This is a genomic window from Ruegeria sp. CDSC045, from assembly GCF_059610725.1.
This window is the reverse complement of sequence record NZ_JBXWOE010000002.1, coordinates 147,491-169,603: the sequence shown is the minus strand read 5'-3', so window position 1 is coordinate 169,603 and position 22,113 is coordinate 147,491. Positions and strand designations below refer to the sequence as shown.

Sequence of the window (22,113 nt, the reverse complement as noted above, 5' to 3'; positions counted from 1 at the left end):
AAAAAATGGGAGCGAGCAATAGACGAAATTCGCAGTGCTCGACTGATAGACTAGAGAGCGGGTGCGTAAGACTCCAATAGATTGATATCTACAGATCGCTTGCACAGGTAAAGTAGTATCCGCATAGTTCATACGCGCAGCTTGGAATCAGTATATGTGGAACTTCAAAGGAAGCCTCTGATGATTGGGCTGATAACCCTGATTAAAGAATTCTGTGTCTTCAACTCTGGCGCTCTAAAAGTGCTGGTTTGCTTGAGCCCAGGTGTCGTTTGGAAATTTGTGTACCCTGAAATCTATTATTCGTCTGGGTGGTCAGGATATGCCGACTTTAGCATTTTGATTCTAATGCCGTTGATGGTAATTTTCATGATTTGGGAATTTATCAAGCACAAGCGCCAACCTGCATAAATTGGTGCAAGAACCAAGTAACTTGGTCGTGCGCGAAGGGAACGTGCGTCGGTAGTTTCAGAAAAGTTAACTTTTGCGAGACTGAAGCAATGAGAGTGAATAGGTACGCGGGCGCGATATGGAAGGTTCGCAAATAGATATCTTCTCAGCCTACCTCTTCCGCCGCTTCACATTCCCACCCCGCTGCCCGGGCCGTCCGGCCGTTGATCGTCCACGCGATTTCACCGCGTCCTCTGATGCTTTCTCGACCGCCCATTGGCGCGCCATGGGGTCGTCGGCGATGGCCAGATCGACTGCTTCCAGGCGTTTGATCTCGTCCCTAATATTGGCGGCCTCTTCGAATTCCAGATTCTCGGCAGCTTTGCGCATCTTGTCGCGCAGCCCGTCCAGATGCGCCTCAAGATTCGCGCCGTGCATCGGTTTGTCGATGGTGGCGGTGACGCGGTTCATGTCGACGTCGCCTTTGTAGAGACCGGCCAGAACATCCTCGACGTTTTTCTTCACCGTTGCTGGGGTGATGCCGTGTTCTTCGTTATAGGCGATCTGCTTGGCGCGGCGGCGATCGGTTTCGTTCAGCGCGCGCTCCATGGAACCGGTGATCTTGTCGGCATACATGATCACCCGCCCGTCAGCGTTCCGCGCGGCGCGGCCAATGGTCTGAACCAGTGAGGTTTCCGAGCGCAGGAAGCCTTCTTTGTCGGCGTCCAGAATGGCCACCAGCCCGCATTCCGGGATGTCGAGCCCCTCACGCAGCAGGTTGATGCCGATCAGAACGTCGAAGGCCCCCAACCGCAGGTCACGCAGAATCTCGATGCGTTCCAGCGTGTCGATATCCGAGTGCATGTAACGGACCCTGATGCCCTGTTCGTGCATGTATTCAGTCAGGTCCTCGGCCATGCGTTTGGTCAGGGTGGTGACCAGCGTGCGATAGCCATCGGCGGCGACCTTGCGCACCTCGTCCAGCAGATCGTCGACCTGCATGCCGACAGGGCGGATTTCGACCTCGGGATCCAGCAGGCCGGTGGGGCGGATCACCTGTTCGGTGAAGACGCCGCCGGTCTGTTCGATCTCCCACTTGGCAGGCGTGGCAGAAACGAACACGGATTGCGGGCGCATGGCGTCCCATTCCTCGAACTTGAGGGGTCGGTTGTCCATGCAGGATGGTAGGCGGAACCCGTGTTCGGCCAGGGTGAATTTACGCCGATAGTCGCCCCGGTACATGCCGCCGATCTGCGGCACGCTGACGTGGGATTCGTCGGCAAAGACGATGGCGTTATCGGGGATGAATTCGAACAGGGTCGGGGGCGGCTCGCCCGGCGCGCGACCGGTCAGATAGCGCGAGTAGTTTTCGATCCCGTTGCAGACGCCAGTGGCCTCAAGCATTTCCAGATCGAAGTTGGTGCGCTGTTCCAGCCGTTGGGCTTCCAGCAGCTTGCCCTCGCCGACCAGCTGGTCCAGCCGGATACGTAGTTCCTTTTTAATGCCGATGATCGCTTGGTTCATCGTTGGCTTCGGCGTCACGTAGTGGGAATTCGCATAGACGCGCACCTGCTCCATCGACGCGGCGCGTTCGCCGGTCAGCGGGTCGAATTCGGTGATAGTCTCCAACTCCTCACCAAAGAACGAGAATTTCCAAGCGCGATCTTCAAGGTGGGCGGGCCAGATTTCCAGGCTGTCACCCCGCACCCGGAACGAGCCCCGTTGGAATGCCTGATCATTTCGGCGGTATTGCTGGGCGACCAGATCGGCCATGATCTGGCGCTGGTTGTATTCACCGCCGACCTTCAGGTCCTGCGTCATCGCCCCATAGGTTTCGACCGAGCCGATACCGTAGATGCACGACACTGAGGCGACGATGATTACGTCGTCGCGTTCCAACAGCGCCCGCGTGGCCGAGTGGCGCATCCGGTCGATCTGTTCGTTGATCTGGGATTCTTTCTCGATATAGGTATCCGACCGTGCGACATAAGCCTCGGGCTGGTAATAGTCGTAGTAGGACACGAAATATTCGACCGAGTTTTCCGGGAAGAAGCCTTTGAATTCGCCATAGAGCTGCGCCGCGAGCGTTTTGTTGGGCGCAAGGATAATGGCGGGTCGCTGGGTTTCCTCGATCACTTTGGCCATTGTGAAGGTCTTGCCCGTCCCGGTCGCGCCCAGCAGAACCTGTTCTCTTTCGCCGTCGAAGATGCCGTTGGTCAGCTCTTTGATCGCGGTGGGCTGGTCGCCTGCCGGTGAGAACTCGGTATGCATGACGAATTCTTTACCGCCTTCCAGTTTCAGGCGGGCGCGGACGTCATCAGCAGTCAGCTGAGTCTTGTCGGAATGGGCGTAAGGCATGGGCAGGCTCCAGGTCAGGCCCCTACATTTGTTCTTATTTTGTCCAACTGCAAGACCTGATCCGAGATAGAAACGGCAGTTTCAGTAATACGCAAACCGATGATCCGGAATTTGATCCGAACGCACCTTTTCTTCAAGCGCTTTCAGGTTGTCACCCAGGACACGCCCCATCATCGCTTTCAGCACAGTCTGCCCGATAAGCCATCCCAATGGACCAAACTTCATTTGATAATCCATGCTCCAGACTACTCTGGATTGGTTGTTGGCAAGGGGTTCAACGGCGATTGCTGCATGTGCTTGGGTCAGAGGCATTGCAGACATCTCAGACAAGCGGACACGGTAGCCCCGGTTGATTTGCCAATCCGTGACTTCTTCGACCAGAGACGTCCCATTTTCAAAATGGCATCGTCGTTTCGATCCCACCCCATCCGCACCTTGTGTTAGCGCATCTACTGAAGTCACCTGCGGGGCGAAATCGTCGATATGCATGAACCGGCTCAGAATGGCCCAGATATCTTCGGGTCGGGTATCAATGTCGAGGCTGCGTTCGTGGTGGATCATCTTGCTGTCCTTGTTGTGGCGTTTGAATGATTATACCATTCCCCTAATGACAGTTTTCGTCATCAGAACATCCTTGTCCTCCGCGACATTTGCCACCTTGTCCCAGGCCTCGCTCTGACGCATAAACAACCTCAGCCAAGTGAGTACGGAGAGGCGACATGCGCGCACGGATCTACCAGCCTTCGCGGAATGCGATGACATCGGGTACGGCCAAGACCCGGCATTGGGTGTTGGAATATGCCCCAGCATCCACGCGCGAGGTTGATCCGTTGATGGGCTGGACGTCTTCCAGTGACACCCAGACCCAGGTGCGTCTGAATTTCGACACCAAGGAAGAGGCGCTGGATTACGCCAAGGACAACGGTATCGACGCACAGGTCAGTGAACCGCATAAACGCAAGCCGAACCTGCGCGCGCGCGGTTATGGCGAGAATTTTGCCACCGATCGGCGCGCACCCTGGACGCATTAAATGATCGACATTCGCGAGGCTGACCCAACCTCCGACGCATTGCGCCCCGTGGTCGAGGCGCATTTTGCCCATAGCGAAACCGCCGGGCCAGCCGAGAGCAATCACACGATGGATGCCAGTGCCTTGGCCGGGCCCGGAATGCGGTTCTGGGCTTTGTATGAGGGTAACAAGGTGCTGGGCTGCGGCGCGCTAAAGGCGCTGCCGGATGGGACCGCCGAAGTCAAATCCGTGCATATCCTTGCCGCAGCGCGTGGCCGCGGTCTGGCGCGAGTGATGATGACCCATCTTGCTGATCACGCACGGGTCGAAGGAACCTCGGCGCTGGTTCTTGAGACGGGCGCCGATCATCTGTCCTACTATGACGCCGCGCGCAGGCTGTATGAAGCGCTGGGCTATTCCTATTGCGGCCCGATCTACGGCTATGAGGCCGACCCCAACAGTGCCTTCATGCGATTGGATCTAAAGCCCGCAGAATAGGCCGGTTGTTAGGCACTATCTTCGTTCAGCAATGCCACGACCTGTTGCGTTTCGAGTCTTTGCCGCGTTGCGCCAGGTATCTGGACGAACAGAAAGCGGCCCGTTGGGCAGGTGTATTCGCTTGCAGACTTAAGAGCGCCGCTTGCCAGGGCATCCTCAAGCAAACATAGATGCCCCATCAGAATACCCGCACCTGCCTTCGCTTCCTCCACGGCCAGGCTGTACAGAGAAAACTTCGGCCCGGTCTGCGCATCTTGCAGTTCAATTCCCGTGTTCTGTGACCAGATTGTCCAATCGTCGTTCCAGGTCTGGTCATGCAGAAGGACGGCGTCGCCAAAGTGGTTCATACGTTCGATCAGGCTAGGCGCGCCGACCGGAGAGATGAGATCGGGGCAAATGCAAATCTGCTTGGGCTCAGCATTGGGTTCGCCAATGAATATGGCCAGATCGAACAATTCCCGATCAAGACTGGGTGGGTTTTCCATCGCGGTCACCGAAAAATTGATATGCGGAAACTGCGCCCTGACCCGGCTTAGCCGTTTCGGTAGCCAAAGCTGCGCAACAGATGGCAAGGCGGCGATATGAAAATCGGCGTTGGGTTTGAGGTTGCGGAGGGCACGCGTCGCCTCGGCCAACCCGTCGAAGGCCGCAGAAAATTCAGCCACCAGAGAAGCCCCGGCCTTGGTCAGTTCCACCCCCTGCGCATTGCGCCGAAACAGCGCGGTACCTGCCCAGCCCTCCAGTGTTTTGATGTGCTGCGAAATCGCTCCGGGCGTGACGCTCAATTCCTCAGCGGCGGCGACAAAGCTGACATGACGTGCGGCAGCTTCAAAGGCGCGCATTGCATTCAGCGGGGGCCCTTTCGGGCGTTTGGGCATGACACTCATTTCAAGCCTTAGTTTTTCTACGCCAAGAAATAGCAAATCTGCTTTGCGCTGTCACGGAATGGCTGCCACCATGCTGCAAAACGGAGGACGTCCAATGACGCTTGCACAACGAGATTGGGTGCCGAGCACCAGTGAAATCCTGATTCAGGACATAGCGGCCACGACGGCGTCCGCAACGTCTGCCGATCTGCTGGCCCGTATCGAGCAGCTGGCCGAGCAGAACCGAGTGATCCATGAGGAAGAGTGCTTTAACCTCAACCCTGCGACCAATGTGATGAACCCGAAAGCCGAAGCGCTATTATCCTCTGGCATCGGGTCGCGCCCCTCTTTGGGGTATCCCGGCGACAAATACGAAATGGGACTGGAAGCGATCGAGGAAATCGAAGTGATCGCGGCCCAGCTTTGCGCGGATGTGTTCGATGCCAAATTCGCCGAGGTTCGTGTGCCTTCTGGTGCGATTGCCAACCTCTATGGCTTTATGGCCACCTGCAAACCGGGCGACACAATCATTGCGCCGCCCGCATCCCTAGGCGGGCATGTGACGCATCATGTCGATGGCTGCGCCGGCTTATACGGCTTGCGCACCATAGAGGCCCCGGTGAGTGCCGATGGCTATACCGTTGAGCTGGACCAACTGCGGGCGCTGGCACGAGCCGAGCGGCCCAAGCTGATTACGATTGGTGGCAGCCTGAACCTGTTCGAGCATCCCGTGTCCGAAGTGCGGTCCATCGCCGATGAGGTCGGGGCCAAGGTCATGTTCGATGCGGCCCATCAATGCGGCATTATTGCCGGGCGCGCCTGGTCCAACCCGCTGGCCGAGGGCGCGCATTTCATGACGATGAGCACCTATAAAAGCCTTGGTGGCCCTGCAGGTGGGCTGATCGTTTCGAATGATGCAGAAATCGCCAAAGCGCTGGACGCTATCGCCTTTCCCGGCATGACGGCCAATTTCGATGCGGCGAAAACTGCAGCGCTTGCGGTCACGATGCTGGACTGGAAAGACTTTGGCGCGGCCTATGCGAAAGAGATGATTGCTATGGCGCAGGCATTGGCTGCGGCTTTGGATGCACAAAATGTGCCTGTGTTCGCTGGGGCCGAGGGCTTTACCAACTCTCACCAGTTCGCTGTGCTGGCCGAGCCATTCGGGGGCGGGCAAGCGGCCTCAAAAACCTTACGCCAAGCTGGGTTCCTTGCCTGCGGCATCGGTCTGCCTGTGGTGGCGGTTGAAGGTGATATGAACGGTCTGCGAATTGGCACGCCCGAGCTTGTCCGCTGGGGGATGACCGCAGGCGATGCGGATCGTCTGGCGGGGCTGATCAAACAAGGTCTGCAAGGCGCGCCGATTGCCTCCGAGGTTTCAGCCTGGAGACGCGCGTTCAATACGCTGTGCTTTGTCCATTAGATCACCGTTTCCAAAAGCAACCGGCGCGCACGGTGTTTGGTGATCGTTCAATCCCGGCCTTCACAAATGAATGGCCGGGATCTGTTCCGCTTGATCCAAGCTTAGTTTCCCAGAATACCAGGCAGGCGCAGCCCGTGTTCACGAGCGCAATCCTTGGCCAGGTCATAACCCGCATCGGCGTGACGCCACACGCCCGAGGCAGGGTCGTTCCACAAAACGCGCTCCAGGCGTTTGGCAGCATCATCGGTGCCGTCGGCGCAGATCACCACACCCGCATGCTGGGAAAAGCCCATGCCAACGCCGCCGCCATGGTGCAGAGATACCCAAGTCGCGCCCGAGGCGGTGTTGACCAGTGCATTTAGCAGAGGCCAGTCCGAGACCGCGTCAGACCCGTCCTTCATCGCTTCGGTCTCGCGGTTGGGCGAGGCGACTGAACCGGAATCCAGATGGTCACGACCAATGACCACCGGCGCGCTTAGCTCGCCCGTTCTGACCATCTCGTTAAACGCCAGACCCAGGCGATGTCGGTCACCCAGACCAACCCAGCAGATGCGCGCGGGCAGGCCCTGGAATGCGATCCGTTCGCGCGCCATGTCCAGCCAGTTGTGCAGATGTGTGTTGTCGGGCAGCAGTTCCTTGACCTTTTGATCGGTCTTGTAGATGTCCTCGGGGTCCCCCGACAGGGCCGCCCAGCGGAACGGGCCAATGCCACGGCAGAATAGCGGACGGATATAGGCAGGCACGAAGCCCGGGAAGGCGAAGGCGTCTTCCAGACCTTCCTCAAGCGCCATTTGCCGGATGTTGTTGCCGTAATCTACGGTTGGAACACCATCATTGTGAAAAGCAACCATCGCCGCGACCTGCACCTTCATCGAGGCGCGGGCAGCCTTTTCCACTTCCTTCGGAGCTGTTTCAGCCTTGGATCGCCACTCGGCTACGGTCCAGCCCTGCGGCAGATAGCCATTGACCGGGTCGTGCGCGCTGGTCTGATCGGTGACGATATCGGGCTTGACGCCGCGCTTGTGTATTTCGGGGAAGATATCGGCGGCGTTTCCGATCAGCGCCACGGATTTGGCTTCGCCCGCTTTGGTCCAGCGGTCGATCATGTCCAGCGCCTCGTCCAGACTGTGGGTTTTTTCGTCGACATAGCGCGTGCGCAGCCGGAAATCGGCGGATTTCTCGTCGCACTCCACGGCCAGACAGCAGGCACCCGCCATCACAGCAGCCAGTGGCTGAGCACCGCCCATACCACCCAGACCCCCGGTCAGGATCCAACGGCCTTTCAGACTGCCACCATAGTGCTGACGTCCTGCTTCCATGAAGGTCTCATAGGTGCCTTGGACGATGCCCTGCGACCCGATGTAAATCCAGGAACCCGCGGTCATCTGGCCATACATCGCCAGACCTTTCTTATCCAACTCGTTGAAGTGATCCCAATTCGCCCAATGCGGCACCAGGTTCGAGTTGGCAATCAGCACGCGCGGTGCGTCCTTGTGGGTTTTCACGATGGCGACGGGCTTTCCCGACTGCACGACCAGGGTTTCGTCCGCTTCCAGATCTTTCAGGCTGTCGACGATCAGGTCGAAATCCTTCCAGGTTCGCGCGGCCCGGCCTATGCCGCCATATACTACCAGCTCGTGCGGGTTTTCTGCCACGTCGGGATGCAGGTTGTTCATCAGCATCCGCAGTGGTGCTTCGGTCAGCCAGCTTTTGGCATTCAGTTCGGTCCCGGTTGGCGGATAGATGTCCCGGCTGTTCTTACGAGGATCGCTCATCGGTCATTCCCTTCAGATTGGATAGAGCCCGACAGGGCAAGGGCATTGAAGTTTTCAATCATGTGTCTCGGCTGCGGTCGCGCGCCATCATGGCAAAGACCGCCATCAGTTAAGGCCCGGCAAAGAGGCGTTCAGCGCGTTCAGCAACGCGCCCGACGCGACCAATTCCTTTGCCGCTTTCAGATCGGGCGCCATATAGCGATCCTCTTGCAGGCTCGAAACATCCTCGCGCAGCCGTGCGATGGCCTGTTGCAGCAACGGGCTCGTCTGGAGGGGGGCGCGGAATTCGATGCCACGCGCGGCGCAGAGCAGCTCGACCCCAAGGATGTGGTTGAGATTTTCGACCATGCGGGCCAGCCGCCGCGCACCATGCGCTGCCATCGAGACGTGATCTTCCTGATTGGCGGAGGTGGGTGTTGAATCGGTGACACAAGGGTTGGCCAGATGCTTGTTCTCGCTCATCAAAGCGGCTGTCGTCACCTCGGCAATCATCAGGCCGGAATTCAATCCGGGTTCAGGTGTCAGGAAGGGCGGAAGATCGAAGCTGAGCGTTGGATCGACCATCAGAGCAATACGCCGTTGACTGATCGCGCCAATCTCGGACAATGCCAGCGCAATCATGTCAGCAGCGAACCCAACGGGTTCCGCGTGAAAATTACCACCGGATACGATCATATCCGCTTCGGTCAGCACAAGTGGATTGTCTGTTGCAGCATTCGCTTCGATCAAAAGGGTTTGTGCGGCTTGTCGCAGGACATCCATCGCCGCACCAGTCACCTGCGGCTGACAGCGGATGCAATAGGGATCCTGAACACGTGTATCATCATCCCGGTGGCTTTCTCGAATTTCGGATTGCGCCAGTATCTCACGCATCGAACCTGCCGCTTCGATCTGGCCACGATGTCCTCGCAGCGCATGGATTTCGGGCTGCAGCGGAGCGGTTGATCCCATGATGGCATCGGTGGACATGGCCGAGATGACCAGCGCATTGCGTACAGCACGCCAGACTTCGAACAGACCGGCAAGCGCATAGGCCGTTGAAAACTGTGTGCCATTGATAAAGGCCAAACCTTCCTTGGGGCCAAGCTCGATCGGGGACAGGCCAGCCTTTGCAAGCGCCTCGGCACCCGGAAGAATTTCGCCTTTATATTCCGCCTCTCCCTCACCGATCACTACTGCGGTCATATGTGAAAGAGGTGCCAGATCGCCTGACGCGCCAACCGATCCCTGATTTGGAACAACAGGGGTGACGCCTTTTTCCAGCATGTCTTGCATAAGCTTGATCAGTTGCCAGCGGACGCCAGATGCGCCACGGCCAAAACTCAATAGCTTAAGAGACATCATAAGCCGAACCATCCGGCGGGGCATCGCGTTTCCTACGCCGCAGCAATGGCTGAGGATCAGATTTCGCTGCAAAGTGGCGGTGTCTTCAGATTTGATCTTGAGACTGGCCAATTTGCCAAAACCCGTGTTGACGCCATAAACCGGTACATCACCCGCAGCGGCGATAGCGATCCGTTTTGCGGCCGCCTCGACCGCAGGACGACACGTCGGATCAAGTATGACCGAGGCTTCATCCCAATAGATGGTTTCAAGCTGAGGCAGAGTAGCCTGCCCGGGCGCCAGAGTGAGAGTTGTCACGCTTGACCTCCAAAGATGCGTTTGTGAAGCGGGTTGAACCCGATACGATAAGAAAGCTCGGCCGGACGGCCCACATTCCAGACCGCCAGATCGGCCCGCTGACCCGCTGCGATCATACCGCGATCACTCAAACCAAGGGCACGCGCTGCGTTACAGGTTACGCCCGCAAGTGTTTCCTCTGGCGTCATGCGGAACAGGGTGCAGCCCATATTCATGGTCAGAAGAAGAGATGTCAGGGGGGATGATCCCGGATTGCAATCGGTTGCCAGTGCCATTGGGACATCGTGTTTGCGCAGAAACTCAATCGGAGGCTGACGCGTTTCGCGCAGAGTATAGAACGCACCGGGCAGGATTACGCCCGCTGTTCCCGCCTGGGCCATGGTGATCACGCCGTCTTCGTCAAGATACTCGATATGATCCGCAGACAATGCGCCATAGGAGGCGGCAAGCTGCGCCCCGCCCAGATTAGAAAGCTGCTCGGCATGCAGTTTAAGCGGAAGGCCAAGCGCAGCGGCGGCGTCAAAGACACGGGCGATCTGTTTGGGCTGAAAGGCGATCCCTTCGCAGAATCCGTCAACCGCATCGACCAGCCCTTCTATATGGGCGGCCCGCAAGGTCGGAATGACGACCTCGTCGATATAGGCGTCATCGCGCCCCTTGTACTCTGGCGGAGTCGCGTGGGCGCCCAGATATGTGGTTTGAACAGAAACTGGGCGACGTTTTCCAATTTCGCGCGCGGCGCGCAGCATGTTCAGTTCTGTCTGTTGTTCTAGCCCATAGCCGGACTTGATTTCGATAGTGGTCATGCCCTCTTGGATCATCGCGTCGACGCGGGGCAATGCACTTTCTATCAGCTCTTCCAGGCTGGCGGCCCGTGTCGCTTGAACGGTTGCGTTAATACCGCCTCCGGCGCGCGCAACCTGTTCATAGCTTGCACCATTCAGGCGCATTTCAAACTCTTGGGCGCGGTCGCCGCCAAATACAACATGGGTGTGGCAGTCGATCAAACCGGGCGTCACAAGGCGTCCGTTCAGATCCTCGGCCTCAAGCTCGGTATATTCATCGGGCAGATCGCGTCTGGGTCCGACCCATTCGATAAACTCACCTGATATTACGATGATGCCATCCTCGATTAGCCCATAAGGGCCCTGCTGGCTGGCTTGTGTTGCAATTTTCGCGCCACGAAGGGTTGTTTTACCAGTCATGAGAATCTGATCCCAAGTTGCAATGCTTCTGAAATAGGTATACTGATTACTTCATAATGTGTACACAAAATAATGAAAGGCATCGCGCCGAAGCCGCCTTCTTGGAGTCAAATTAGGTGGAGGTCTTAGGTGCGGGGCAGAGTTACATGCTTCATTGCAGATGTCTAATGTGTATGTATAAGCCAAATAAGGCCGGTTTTTGAGTTGGGGAGTTTTATGGCAAGACCTCAGGGGAACATGAGCTTTCGGGACATCAAGCAGGTGGTTTTGGATCGAATCCAAACCGGTATCTGGAGCCCGGATTCCATTTTGCCAAGCGAGATGGATTTGGCCGCTGAATTCTCAAGTACACGAACAACGGTCAACCGGGCGTTGAGAGAGCTTGCCGAAGAAGGATACCTGGAAAGAAAACGCAAGGCCGGCACGCGGGTTCTGAATTCTCCCATCAGAAAGGCGCAATTTGCGATCCCTTTGGTGCGTGACGAGATAACGGCCACCGGTGCGGCCTATCGGTACTCTTTGGTGGACCGAGAGGTGCAACCCGCACCGTCCTGGCTGGCATCACGCCTCGACCTGAAAAAAGAGCAGGACGTCTTGCACCTGCGATGTATGCATTATGCCGACAACGTAGCGTTTCAGCTTGAGGTGCGATGGATAGTTGCCGACGTTGTACCTGAAGTGTTGGAGGAAAGTTTCGAACAATCGGGGCCGAATGACTGGTTGGTTAACAGGGTACCATTCAGCAATCTGGAGCTTAGTTTCATGGCGACCAAGGCTGATGGTGAAATCTCCAAGTTCCTGGACACGCCACCTGGCGACCCGATCTTTACTGCCGAACGCATTACCTGGCTGCGTCGCGCGCCGGTGACATATGCCAAGCTTTACTTTGCGCCGGGATACCGGATGACGACGCATCTCTGATCTGACCGGAGTCCAGCTTTTGGGGCGGTAAAAAATGTCGGTTTTCGTCGGTCCGCCGAATTATGGGCTGACAGAACATCAAACAAAGGGAACGCGATGGCTGTTCAGAATCTGATGACGTTTAAGGCGGGTTCAACGCCGATTTTGCTGAATGTCCCACATGCCGGAACCTTGCTGCATCCGGAGGTAGAACGCCGTTTGCGACCCGCCGCGCTGGAGCTGAAGGATACGGATTGGCACATGGACAAGCTGGCGCTGCCTTGTGCCGAATTGGGTGTGGGTGTCATGGCGGCGCAGTATTCGCGCTATGTGGTGGACCTGAACCGTTCAGCTGATGACGCGCCGCTTTATTCCGGTCCGACAACCGGCCTGATATCGCAAATCGATTTTGACGGTCAGCCGCTTTATCTGGAAGGGCAAGAGCCAGATGGGCAGGAGACACAGGCGCGCATCCAATCCTATTGGGGACCGTATCATCAGGCTCTCAAGGCTGAGATTCTGCGGATCAGGGCGCAGTTTGGCACCTGCATTCTGTTGGATCTGCATTCCATCCGTTCCGAAGTGCCAAGGCTGTTTGATGGGGTGCTGCCGGATTTGAATCTGGGCACAAATAGCGGGGCCAGCACAGCCGCGCGCTTTGAGGCCTGCGCCGAAAGATCGCTGGGGTCCGGCCAATACAGCTTTGTCAAAAACGGCCGCTTTAAGGGAGGCCATATTACCCGGCACTATGGCCAACCCGACCAGAACATTCATGCGCTGCAACTCGAAATTGCACAGTCCACCTATATGATCGAGCACGCCCCTTGGGACCTTGTGCCCCCTAAGGCAGAGATGCTTGGCGCCGCGATCAAGAACCTTGTTACCGCGTTGCTGGATGAAGTTAACACCACCCGTGGATGACCCAAACAGACTCGCCGATACGGCATCCAAGTAAAGGAAAGTGGATGACAACTGGATTTCATTTCAAACAGGCACTGACGGACCAGGGTTGGCTTAGCAATATCTCTGTAACCGTCACGGAATCTGGTGAGTTTGGAGCACTGGTCGCAGACGACAATCCCAACGCCTATCCGGTGATTGAAAGCCCGGTTGTGCCGGGCATGCCCAACCTGCACAGTCATTCCTTTCAATACGCGATGGCGGGGTTATCAGAAGTGCGCCGGAATCCGGTCGACAGCTTCTGGTCCTGGCGCGAAATGATGTATTATTTCGCTCATAACGTATCGCCCGAGGACCTGCAGGCAATCACTGCCAAGCTGTATATGGAATTGCTCAAAGGCGGCTATACCGAGATTGTCGAGTTTCATTATCTGCACAACGAAGAGGATGGAGCGCACTACGCCCAACCTGAGGAGCTGTCTTCTGCTATTGTCTCTGCTGCAGATCGAACGAGCCTCAGCCTGACGCATCTTCCGGTGTTTTATGCACACGCAAATTTCGGCGGGCTGTCTCCGCAAGATGCTCAGAGGCGATTCACCAATGCACGCGATCAATACGCTTTGCTGATCGAAACCCTGAAGCAGCAGCATGAAAAGCTTAACCTCGGAATCGCGCCGCATTCCCTGCGCGCCGTAACCGAAGATGAAATGTCATGGCTTATGGAGCTTCGGCAAGACCAGTTGCCGGGGTGTCCAGTTCACATCCATGTGGCCGAACAGACCAAAGAGGTGGAAGACAGTATCGCCCATAGTGGCAAACGCTCTGTTTCGGCGCTGATGGACCAGGTCCAGATTGACGCCGCGTGGTGCCTGATCCATGCCACCCATCTGGATGACGCCGAGGTTGCGGCCATTGCCGCTTCGGGTGCGACCGTGGGTCTGTGCCCGCTGACGGAATCAAATCTTGGAGACGGGATTTTCCGGGCGGTCGATTTCGTGGCAGCAAATGGCCATTTTGGTATCGGCTCGGACAGCAACATCTGTACCCAGGCAGTTCAGGAGCTGCGCACACTGGAATATAGTCAGCGCCTGCTGCACCGGCAGCGCAATGTTATGTGCTCCAAGGACATGCCCAATGTCGGCGGTTATCTCTGGCAAGCCGCCGCCCAAGGTGGAGCGCGTGCAGCCGGGCGCAATATCGGCCGTATCGCAGAAGGGTGCCGTGCTGATTTTGTAGAATTGTCTTACGATAGGAATGGTCTGATGGCGGCGGTGTCGCCCGAAGCCGTGCTGGATTTCCACATGTTCTCGGGTCAGCAGGCAGAAATCATTGCCGTCTATGTTGCTGGTCAAAAGGTCATTGAAGATGGTCAGCACCCCGATCACGAGTCCATCGACGCCGGATATATTTCCACCATGCGTCGGTTGGCGCAAAAACTATGATGTAGGGTGAATAGAACCAGCGGAACTCATTACTGTGCGAGCTTAAGAACCTTGGGGCACTTGGTGCTGGTCAGGCTGAAAACACTGTCCGAGATCGCCGAGGAATTTTCTGTCACCCAGCCCATTGGTCTCGAACATTCCAGTTGGTACGCGCCTTCCGAACCTTGTCACATCAATGGCGCGCGTGATGCTGGCGGATCTGAGCGAAACGGAACTGGATCACCGTACCCCCCAATGACGGGTCTGGGCATGTGTGCGGTGCTATTAACAATTCCGGCCACCGCAATCAGCTGGGATCTGCGGAAGATCTGATCAAACAGGTCTGCCACTGCGCGGCGCAATATCAAATTGCAGTGATGCAGGTGGCGGCATCCCAGTTTGCCGATGTATTCCGTCATCGTGACAGGCTGCATATGCGGCCTGAATTAGTCTGGTAAGTTCGACTCGGTTAGGGCCTTTTGAGGCATGGCTTCGAGGTGCAGTCCACCCAGCAATCAAGGTACCTGTATAAGCTTGCTCCGGTCAGAGATAATGCTGAAATCAGAGAGGTTTTTTGCCCCAAAACCTCATCTCTCCATCAAGTTGACAAGGCGAGGGATTTGGCTGATACAGCCAGAATATGAGCGGGCCGTTAGCTCAGCTGGATTAGAGCAGGGAACTTCTAATTCTCAGGTCGGGGGTTCGAGTCCTCCACGGCTCGCCAAATGCACAATTCCTAATTGAGTATTCATCCGCCACCCTCAGATTACGACGTTGGCAAAGCTCTCGACTGTGACGATCGGACGTGGTTGTCCCGCCAGGCTTTCTGCATCGGTCAGACGCTGCGCCAATGGGTCGGCGTCGCTAAGGGGGCCAAAGTTCAGCCCGGTTAATTTTTCCAAATCCCGGACGCGGATCTGGAATGTCTTATAGGCACCAAACTCAAACCCACCGACAGATTCCACGCTCCCCTGGTTCGAGAGCATCTGTTGGATGACCTCAACCTGGCTGAGTACATAGGCGGTGGAATGAAGGCGAAGAATGCCTTCGCTGCCATCCTCTTCGGCCAGCATGGTCACAAGCTTGAAGAACTTCAGGGGTACCGGCGATCCGGTATCTTTCAACATCGGCTCGTCACCGGTCAGGATTGGTCCGGTGAACACACAGGCCTTGAATCCATGTGTGCGCACATTTGTCATGATAAAGTTCTCAAGACCCAACCATTGCGCGTGGCTCCGGTTAAAGGCCCGGTGCTGCGGGGCAGCAGCGGTATAGTGAAAGCTGTCATCATTGGCCTGTTTGGCCTGTGCATCATCGACACCCCAATTTGTCGCCGCACGGCGAACCAGGTGGCCCCGGTCAATATCCGCGTGATCATAATCCTCTTTGCCGAGTTGGACATTTGCTGGGATGCGCAGGTCGGCGAACCACTTGTCGCTACCTCGTTTTTGCGGTCGGGTCTTGGCACCATCGATATTTAGCGCGGCAATGATCGGTGTTTTGAAAGTCGCAGAATAGAGAATGCCGAAATTCTGATAGCGCAATTCGTTGGGGCGTTCCGGGGTCGCATCCGACGGAGTGGCAAGTCCAAACGCATTCGGTACCACCGGCAGAGGCACCTCTGCCACCTGAAGGAAGTCCGGGTTGTACCCGTCGCGCGGTTCAAAATGGTCTGCGTCATGGTTTCCGTCAGGTCGTTCTGGCCGGACGATTTCAGTTCCGGGGATCGAGGTCGGCACCGCCCCGTCCAACAATGCGTTGACCGTGCTGATCCTGACCGCCGAGTTTCCGACGCCGAAGGTACCTGCATAATGCAGACCAACTGCTTTGCCGCTGTCCAACGAGATCACAGGCGAGCCCGAGTTGCCGCCCAAAGTCGTGCAGTCATGGCGCAGGATCGTCACGCCGCCATCTTCGATGAGAAATCCGGGCGAAAAGCGTTTCACGTCATACAGGTCGTTGAAATAGTTGGACATCTGCGTGGGGTCATTGCGCAGGGAATCCTTGGCGGGATACCCGATCACCGCGACGCATTCGCCGTGCTGGGCATCCGTATCGGCGCGCGGGATCGGCGCAGGCGTGAAATTGGCCGTATCTGCGGGCAGGTCGATCTTTCCAAGCGCGATATCTGCGGCCGCATCTTCGGCGATATAGGTGAACTTGCGAATGTCGAAAAGCCGTTCGGGGTCTTGTGCCGCGCCGACCTCTTCGAGGAAATCTATCCGGGCGCCATAGCGGGCATTGCCAGGGGCAAACATGAAGACACCATCGCCCAGGAAACTGCGCCGCGCGACCAGCTTGGCAACATGGCGATTGGTGATGATCAGCAGATGGTCGTCCTTCTTTTCGATCACCCAGCCAGTGCCACCCCAGCTAAAGTCATGATTGATAAACTCGATCCGCCCGACCGAGGCGATATTGTCTTCGGCCTTGCCGATACGAATGTCGATATCCGGCGGAAAGTCGGATGACAGCGATTGTTTGCCTTCAACCTTGCCGCCGCGCACGATCAGGGGCGGACGTCCGACCGCGCGCACGATGGCTTCAAGTTGCGAGGGCGTGGAGCCAAAGCTTTCCAGCTTATTCATCTGTGCGCCCATCAATTCACGGGCACGATCCGGTGTCAGGCCCATTTCACCAAGAATGCCCGGACTGGCATCCAGAACCTCGCGCGCCTTGTCGATTGTTCCGGCATTTCCAAGGCCTTCCAGCCGGCTGAATGTTTCCTTTTCGAAATCGCTCATGGCATTGGTTCCTCAGCTAATATGAAGTTTTCAAACTCAGTCGATCTGCCTCTAGGGATCGAGGTATTTTGGCCCCCGCCCTGTTTCGGCAAACATGGTCAGTGCCGGATGAAACACCACGGGCGCCCGGCTTTTGGTAAGCCAACCAAGGATTTCCTCTGTTCCTGAACCATGGGTGAGCCCCCGAGCGACTGGTGCAAGGCGGCGTTGCAGGGTTTGAGTGGACTTACCGCGCCCTTCGTTCAAAGGATCCGCCCAGAAGTTTAGAACTCGGTCTGCCAGACCATGACTGCCGCGTTCCAAAAGGTCGACGGTTCGACTTGATGTCAGGTCGCTCCATTCCCGTGTGGAATTCCATTCTGGTGGCGGTGGTGAGGGGAAGGCCCAATAGCCGCCGATGACTTGTTGCCAACGTCTTGCCGCGCGTGCGAGCGTTGGCAAGTCAGGGATCGGGTGGTAAAAACTGTACCCCTCGGCCCAATCAGCGGTAAGGCCCATCGCGCGCAATAGCGAAATCACATCCGTTGGACGCTCTGACAGCTGGGACATCGCATTGTTGATCCCCTGTAAACCCGGGGCAAAAATGTCAGCCGCTTCATATAGGCCGGTGGCAAGGTTGGACAAATCGCGCAGAACACGACCTCGGCCACTTGCTTGAAACTCTTCCACAAGCGCCAGCATCCGGTCGAAATAGGGATTCAATGGGGCCAACGCGAGCCCGTAATCATCCGTCGGTAAAGCGGGGTCGGGCATGTCCGGCTCTGAATATTCCAGCCCGAACTCCTGACGGATACCCGCCGCATAGCGGAGCCTTTCATAGGTCAGCTCGCGTGGGCCGTGATCCAGATAGGGGGCGATCAGGCCCAGAACCTCATGATCACCCTCAAAGCTCATACCCGTTGCCAGAAGAGCGAATTCAAGCGCTGCTGACTGCATTCCAATTCGAGACGAGCTGTTCACGACGCGAAGAGCTATGTCGCGAAAGTCCTTATCGCGGAGTCGGTTAACGAGCTCTTCGAATTCAAACTCGGCATAAATCTCTAGGAGCATCCGGCCTTCCAGTTCGGGCCTTTGTTGTGCCTCTCTCAGCAAGGTATCTGCTGGCAACAAATTGAATAGGCTTCGCGCCATGGACCAATGACCGCTCTGCCAGTTGTGGCACAGGATCAGGATGCCAACTTCGCTTGCCGGATCATAGGCGCCTTTCAATCCTTCGCGTATGATATGTGTTGCCTCGCGGCGCTGGCCCTGCTCCAACATCGCTCGCAGGTCTTTGACTGCGCGACTATCTGGTGCGGCCACATAACCGCGACCTTTGACGATCCGTGCTCGTGCCGTCGCGGCCTTGGACTCAACCTGTACAAGGTCTTCGGGGGGAAGTTCAGAACTGCTGTCCAGCCCAGTGGCGCCGTATTCCCGTTGTTTGGTTTCTTGCACCGGGGCCGAGCGCTGGCCGCGAGCTTGACGGATCAGGTCCTGCGCGTCGATTGGCAGCTCTTTCAACAGCTGTTCGGGGAAGCGTTCAGCCAGTGAGGGATTGATGCTTGGAGGGGCTTCTCCGACGCGCATAAGCTGAAGCGAATGATAAAGGAACAACAGCGGATCGCGGTCAGCGTAATAGTCACAAGCTGCACGGTTTACCTCTGCGGTTTCGACGGGGCTTTGGTTATAGGTGGGTTCTAGCAGGTCCCGCCGCATGTCGGCCTTATGGGTCAGTTGACCATCAGTGGCGGCGTCCATCAGCCAGGATTGCAGGCCAAGATCCGCGACGATTGTGCCTGCTTCGCTGCTGAGGTCACCCAGCCCAAGCGCCGGTGCAACGATGCCGTTCAGGTTGTCGGCGTTTATCTCGCTTAGAACCATGCCGTAATTGGCTATGCCACGCAGGTGCACGGGCAGGCGCGATGTGATGGCCCGGTTCACGATGCCCGCAGCAATCGGGTCATTCTCGTCTTCGGTGACTTCGGCCAATCGGCCCTCGGTCTGCACCTCGTCAATCAACAGCCGCAATTTCAACGGATTGCCCTGACAGCGCAAAATGATCTGATCGCGGAATTCCTCGGGGATTCCGGCCTCATCCAGCGTTTGATTGACCAATTCGTCTTCGATCTGGTCGAGCTTGATGTATTCGCCCCGTCTTGGGTGATCTTCGCCGAAAATCGGCCCGCGACCGGCTGAGATGATCGATACTTCGATCTGTTCCTTTTCGACAAAGCGATCCAGATCGTTCATGAGGTTATTCACGAAGGTCGCGCCCTGACCATGCAGTACTTCGAGCGTATCCAGCAGAATGACAAGGCGCAGGCGGGCATCAGCCACCGCGTTGGTCATCGCCAGGATCAACTGACGCGGTGTAAGGTCCGAGCTTTCGTAGATCTCTCGGGTGACCTGTTCGGAATAGCGCAGCCGCAATTTGCGGAGTTCGGGGGCCGCTTGGGGTATTGCGGTACCGATCTGACGCGAGATCTCTTCAAAGATTGGACCGGTCTGCAATGAGGGCTGATCGAAATCCAGCCGGATCAGGATGACGTCTTCGCGTTCGCTTGTAATCTGGATGATGCGTTCCAGAAGGTAGGATTTTCCGATCCCGTACTGACCTTCGATATGCAGGGTTTTCAAAGGGGCCGAGCGCATAGGGTGGTCGATCCAGCGTTGAATCTTGTCGATTTCGCTGACACGCCCCACGAATTTTTCGCCCAGGCGCTCTTTTGACCGGCGCTCGCGTCTGAGCAGGTTCAATCGGCTGCGCAGCCTGAACAGACGGTCATATCCCGGCGCTTTTTGGCCTGCACGCTCTAACGTGACAAGGTGCTGCGACAGGTTTTGTTCATCTGTTTCCGCCTCGATAAGGTGATCCAGAGCGCCCGGTGCGAACCCCTCTTGGCCCGACAGGGCCTGCACGATCTCGGACTGCGTGGTGGCCGAGTCGAACTCTTCCATCTCAGACAATTCGCGATGTCGGGCGGTCAGGCGGAGAATCCATTTGGTCGAGTCGCCCGACTTATCAACATGGCTCAGCTCACGAAGGGATGACATCAGCCGCGCCCGCAGCACGCGGTTGCGGTATTCATCCTCGCTCAGCACCTCGCGCATAAGCTGCCGTGGTTCAAATGCCCCGCGAAGGGCGGCGGCGCGCAGCAGGCGCGAACGGAGTTCTTCCTGCGCCTCGTTCATCCTTCTATCTCCAGAAAGCGTTTGGCCTCTTGGCGAACACGGGTGACAACGGTTTCCAGATGTTCGCCATCGAATTCACCTGTGTTGTCAGGGCTCAACCCGGCCAGAGCAGAGTCCACCATTGCCCGTCGAGCAGCCGGTGTCAGCTCTTTTGCCGGGTCAAGCGAAGTGATCATGCTGTTAATTGTAGCCTCAACATCGCTACGTGTGAATGGTCCCAGCTCTTCCACCAATAGGCCGCTGCGCTGCGCGCCGTCGACAGCGCCGACATTGGCAAAACGCAGGGGCGACAGGCGATAGGTCTCATAGCCTGCGAGGATCAGGCGCAGATTCTCGGATGTGGGCAAGCATTTGGCGATATGCTCGAACTGTACCTGGGCACGTGGTGAGAGCCCTTCGGGCGGGTTGTCGAAATAGATCCACCATGTTTGCCCTGCGGTTTTGGCGGCCTGATCCATGTCAGCAATCAGGGTCTCCGCGCGGCTGCCTTCGAATGCAACATCGGTAGTCTGGGCGGCGGTTGTTCCAGCAGCAGCGTCTGGCGAGGCGACGGTCCCGTTGGCCTTCTCGGCAAGATCAGCAAGCAAATCGTCCGTATTCAGGGTCGGCCCCAATCGGATGCAACGATGTTGCGGCGCCGCGTTAGGTGCTTCTTGCATCAGCAGATAGGATTCCAGCATGTCATAGCTGAATCCGAGACCACGAATAGACGTCGTATCCTCGCGCCTGATCCAGATCCCACGCAGTTTGGACTTGGGATGATCCAGCATATAGGCAAGCCCGGATACGAATTGGTTGCGGCCGATGATGATGGTCCCGTCAATGTCGCGGCTCAGCGACCACATGTCCCGCTGTTTCGAGTTCTTGCTGATCAGATCTTGGAAGTCGGGGTCATCGCGGAACTGCTCGAAAGGGACAAGCCGTTTCGTTGTCTCCCATTTGCCCTGGTGGATGCCCAAAAACCTGAACTGGCTGTCAAAACCGGGGCCACCCGATGACCCGCCGGATGTGTCGATGTCATGAGGGAACCGTTTGGCGCCAGGTTCTCGGTGCACTTTGCCGGGCATGAACCCCTTGGTGACACCTTCGGGGTAGTGGACCAATGTGAACAGGTCCGCGCCCTCAAAATCGGGGGGGTCGCCGGTCACATCGACACTGCCATAGGTATGCCCCAGCGGCAGGAATATCCGCAGCAGCGCGATATCCACCTCATCGCCCGGCGGCAGGTTTCCGGTCTTTTCACTGGTGTGATAGGGCCAGAGCTTTACGCATTTTGCCCGGTACCGTTTTTCGTCCGAGGCAAGTATTTCAAGCCGTGGGTCGACCCCGGCGGGCACGGAGTTAAGCGGGTCCAGAACATGGGCTGCGGTCAGCACCAGGTTTGGGGCCACAAACGCGCCGGATCCTTCGAATGTGTTGTTGATCCAGATCTGACAGCGAAAGCTTTCCGCGCGCGGGGCAAAATCGCCCAATGCGGCAAAGTCGAACGAATTATTTGCCGGTGTGCCAATCAAGGTGCCGTCAAACCGAGCGATGTTTTCGGCAAAAATCAGGTTACGGTCGCGCGGCACAGGGTCGGCGCCGCGCGCGCGCAGAAAGTTGAGGAACTGCTTGACCTTCGCAGCGTCGACCAGAATTTCCAGCAAGACATCGGCAAGCGTTTCGCCGATATCTTCGTCTACACTTTCCTCGACGGCTTCATAATTCACCGGGTCATCAGGGTCGGGAAACAGCGCAGTCAGAGCATGACGCACAATCGGTTCATGCTTTCGGATTGCAATCCGGATATGCGCTGCATTCACCATCCGTGG

The 22,113-nt window shown here is 57.0% G+C and carries 15 protein-coding genes and 1 tRNA gene; 7 read left to right on the top strand and 9 right to left on the bottom strand.

Annotated elements, in window-relative coordinates; all coding sequences use genetic code 11:
* Positions 1 to 558: 558 nt before the first annotated feature.
* On the bottom strand, positions 559 to 2,745 hold the full coding sequence (uvrB, locus tag AC2FH6_RS05945) for an excinuclease ABC subunit UvrB (RefSeq protein WP_496701684.1): 2,187 nt from the start codon (positions 2,743 to 2,745) through the stop codon (positions 559 to 561).
* Between the two features lie 81 nt (positions 2,746 to 2,826).
* Positions 2,827 to 3,306 (bottom strand): SRPBCC family protein, encoded by a 480-nt coding sequence (locus tag AC2FH6_RS05940; protein WP_496691740.1) that lies wholly within the window; start codon positions 3,304 to 3,306, stop codon positions 2,827 to 2,829.
* Positions 3,307 to 3,464: 158 nt separating this feature from the next.
* Here AC2FH6_RS05940 and AC2FH6_RS05935 point away from each other — a divergent pair, with 158 nt between their 5' ends.
* Positions 3,465 to 3,776: an ETC complex I subunit gene (locus AC2FH6_RS05935; protein ID WP_142635668.1), complete on the top strand. Its 312-nt coding sequence runs from the start codon at positions 3,465 to 3,467 to the stop codon at positions 3,774 to 3,776.
* On the top strand, positions 3,777 to 4,253 hold the full coding sequence (locus AC2FH6_RS05930) for a GNAT family N-acetyltransferase (RefSeq protein WP_496701682.1): 477 nt from the start codon (positions 3,777 to 3,779) through the stop codon (positions 4,251 to 4,253).
* An 8-nt stretch (positions 4,254 to 4,261) separates the two neighbouring features.
* Here the strand turns inward: AC2FH6_RS05930 and AC2FH6_RS05925 are convergent, their stop codons facing one another.
* Positions 4,262 to 5,131: a LysR family transcriptional regulator gene (locus AC2FH6_RS05925; RefSeq protein ID WP_496701680.1), complete on the bottom strand. Its 870-nt coding sequence runs from the start codon at positions 5,129 to 5,131 to the stop codon at positions 4,262 to 4,264.
* Positions 5,132 to 5,234: 103 nt separating this feature from the next.
* Between AC2FH6_RS05925 and glyA the strand changes: the two genes are divergently transcribed.
* The gene (glyA, locus tag AC2FH6_RS05920; RefSeq protein ID WP_496701678.1) at positions 5,235 to 6,542 is read left to right on the top strand and encodes a serine hydroxymethyltransferase; all 1,308 of its coding nucleotides are present in this window, start codon (positions 5,235 to 5,237) and stop codon (positions 6,540 to 6,542) included.
* A gap of 101 nt (positions 6,543 to 6,643) precedes the next feature.
* Here glyA and hutU read toward each other — a convergent pair whose 3' ends face one another.
* The 3 genes from hutU to hutI all read right to left on the bottom strand — a co-directional run bounded on the left by hutU (position 6,644) and on the right by hutI (position 11,163).
* The gene (hutU, locus tag AC2FH6_RS05915; RefSeq protein WP_496701676.1) at positions 6,644 to 8,317 is read right to left on the bottom strand and encodes a urocanate hydratase; all 1,674 of its coding nucleotides are present in this window, start codon (positions 8,315 to 8,317) and stop codon (positions 6,644 to 6,646) included.
* Positions 8,318 to 8,422: 105 nt separating this feature from the next.
* Positions 8,423 to 9,958, bottom strand: a complete 1,536-nt coding sequence (gene hutH, locus AC2FH6_RS05910) for a histidine ammonia-lyase (protein WP_496701674.1) — start codon at positions 9,956 to 9,958, stop codon at positions 8,423 to 8,425.
* Positions 9,955 to 11,163 carry an imidazolonepropionase gene (gene hutI / locus AC2FH6_RS05905; protein WP_496700799.1) on the bottom strand — a complete coding sequence of 403 codons (1,209 nt, stop codon included), beginning with the start codon at positions 11,161 to 11,163 and terminating at the stop codon, positions 9,955 to 9,957. The genes hutH and hutI overlap by 4 nt, the downstream gene beginning before the upstream one ends.
* Positions 11,164 to 11,379: 216 nt before the next feature.
* Here hutI and hutC point away from each other — a divergent pair, with 216 nt between their 5' ends.
* The 4 genes from hutC (at position 11,380) to AC2FH6_RS05885 (ending at position 15,108) form a co-directional block, all read left to right on the top strand.
* The gene (gene hutC / locus AC2FH6_RS05900; RefSeq protein WP_246097191.1) at positions 11,380 to 12,084 is read left to right on the top strand and encodes a histidine utilization transcriptional repressor HutC; all 705 of its coding nucleotides are present in this window, start codon (positions 11,380 to 11,382) and stop codon (positions 12,082 to 12,084) included.
* Positions 12,085 to 12,180: 96 nt separating this feature from the next.
* The gene (gene hutG / locus AC2FH6_RS05895; RefSeq protein ID WP_496701672.1) at positions 12,181 to 12,984 is read left to right on the top strand and encodes an N-formylglutamate deformylase; all 804 of its coding nucleotides are present in this window, start codon (positions 12,181 to 12,183) and stop codon (positions 12,982 to 12,984) included.
* Positions 12,985 to 13,028: 44 nt separating this feature from the next.
* The gene (locus tag AC2FH6_RS05890) at positions 13,029 to 14,405 is read left to right on the top strand and encodes a formimidoylglutamate deiminase (RefSeq protein WP_496701670.1); all 1,377 of its coding nucleotides are present in this window, start codon (positions 13,029 to 13,031) and stop codon (positions 14,403 to 14,405) included.
* A 625-nt stretch (positions 14,406 to 15,030) separates the two neighbouring features.
* A tRNA-Arg gene (locus AC2FH6_RS05885) sits at positions 15,031 to 15,108 on the top strand.
* A 37-nt stretch (positions 15,109 to 15,145) separates the two neighbouring features.
* Here the strand turns inward: AC2FH6_RS05885 and AC2FH6_RS05880 are convergent.
* The 3 genes from AC2FH6_RS05880 to AC2FH6_RS05870 are packed head-to-tail and all read right to left on the bottom strand — an operon-like array spanning position 15,146 to position 22,107.
* Positions 15,146 to 17,128, bottom strand: coding sequence for a DNA/RNA non-specific endonuclease (locus AC2FH6_RS05880; RefSeq protein ID WP_496701668.1), 1,983 nt, complete (start codon positions 17,126 to 17,128; stop codon positions 15,146 to 15,148).
* Between the two features lie 51 nt (positions 17,129 to 17,179).
* Entirely contained in the window at positions 17,180 to 20,302 is a 3,123-nt protein-coding gene (locus tag AC2FH6_RS05875; RefSeq protein ID WP_496701667.1) for an ATP-binding protein, read from the bottom strand.
* Entirely contained in the window at positions 20,299 to 22,107 is a 1,809-nt protein-coding gene (locus AC2FH6_RS05870; protein WP_496701665.1) for a S1 family peptidase, read from the bottom strand. Before AC2FH6_RS05870 ends, AC2FH6_RS05875 begins: the two co-directional genes overlap by 4 nt.
* Between the last annotated feature and the right edge of the window lie 6 nt (positions 22,108 to 22,113).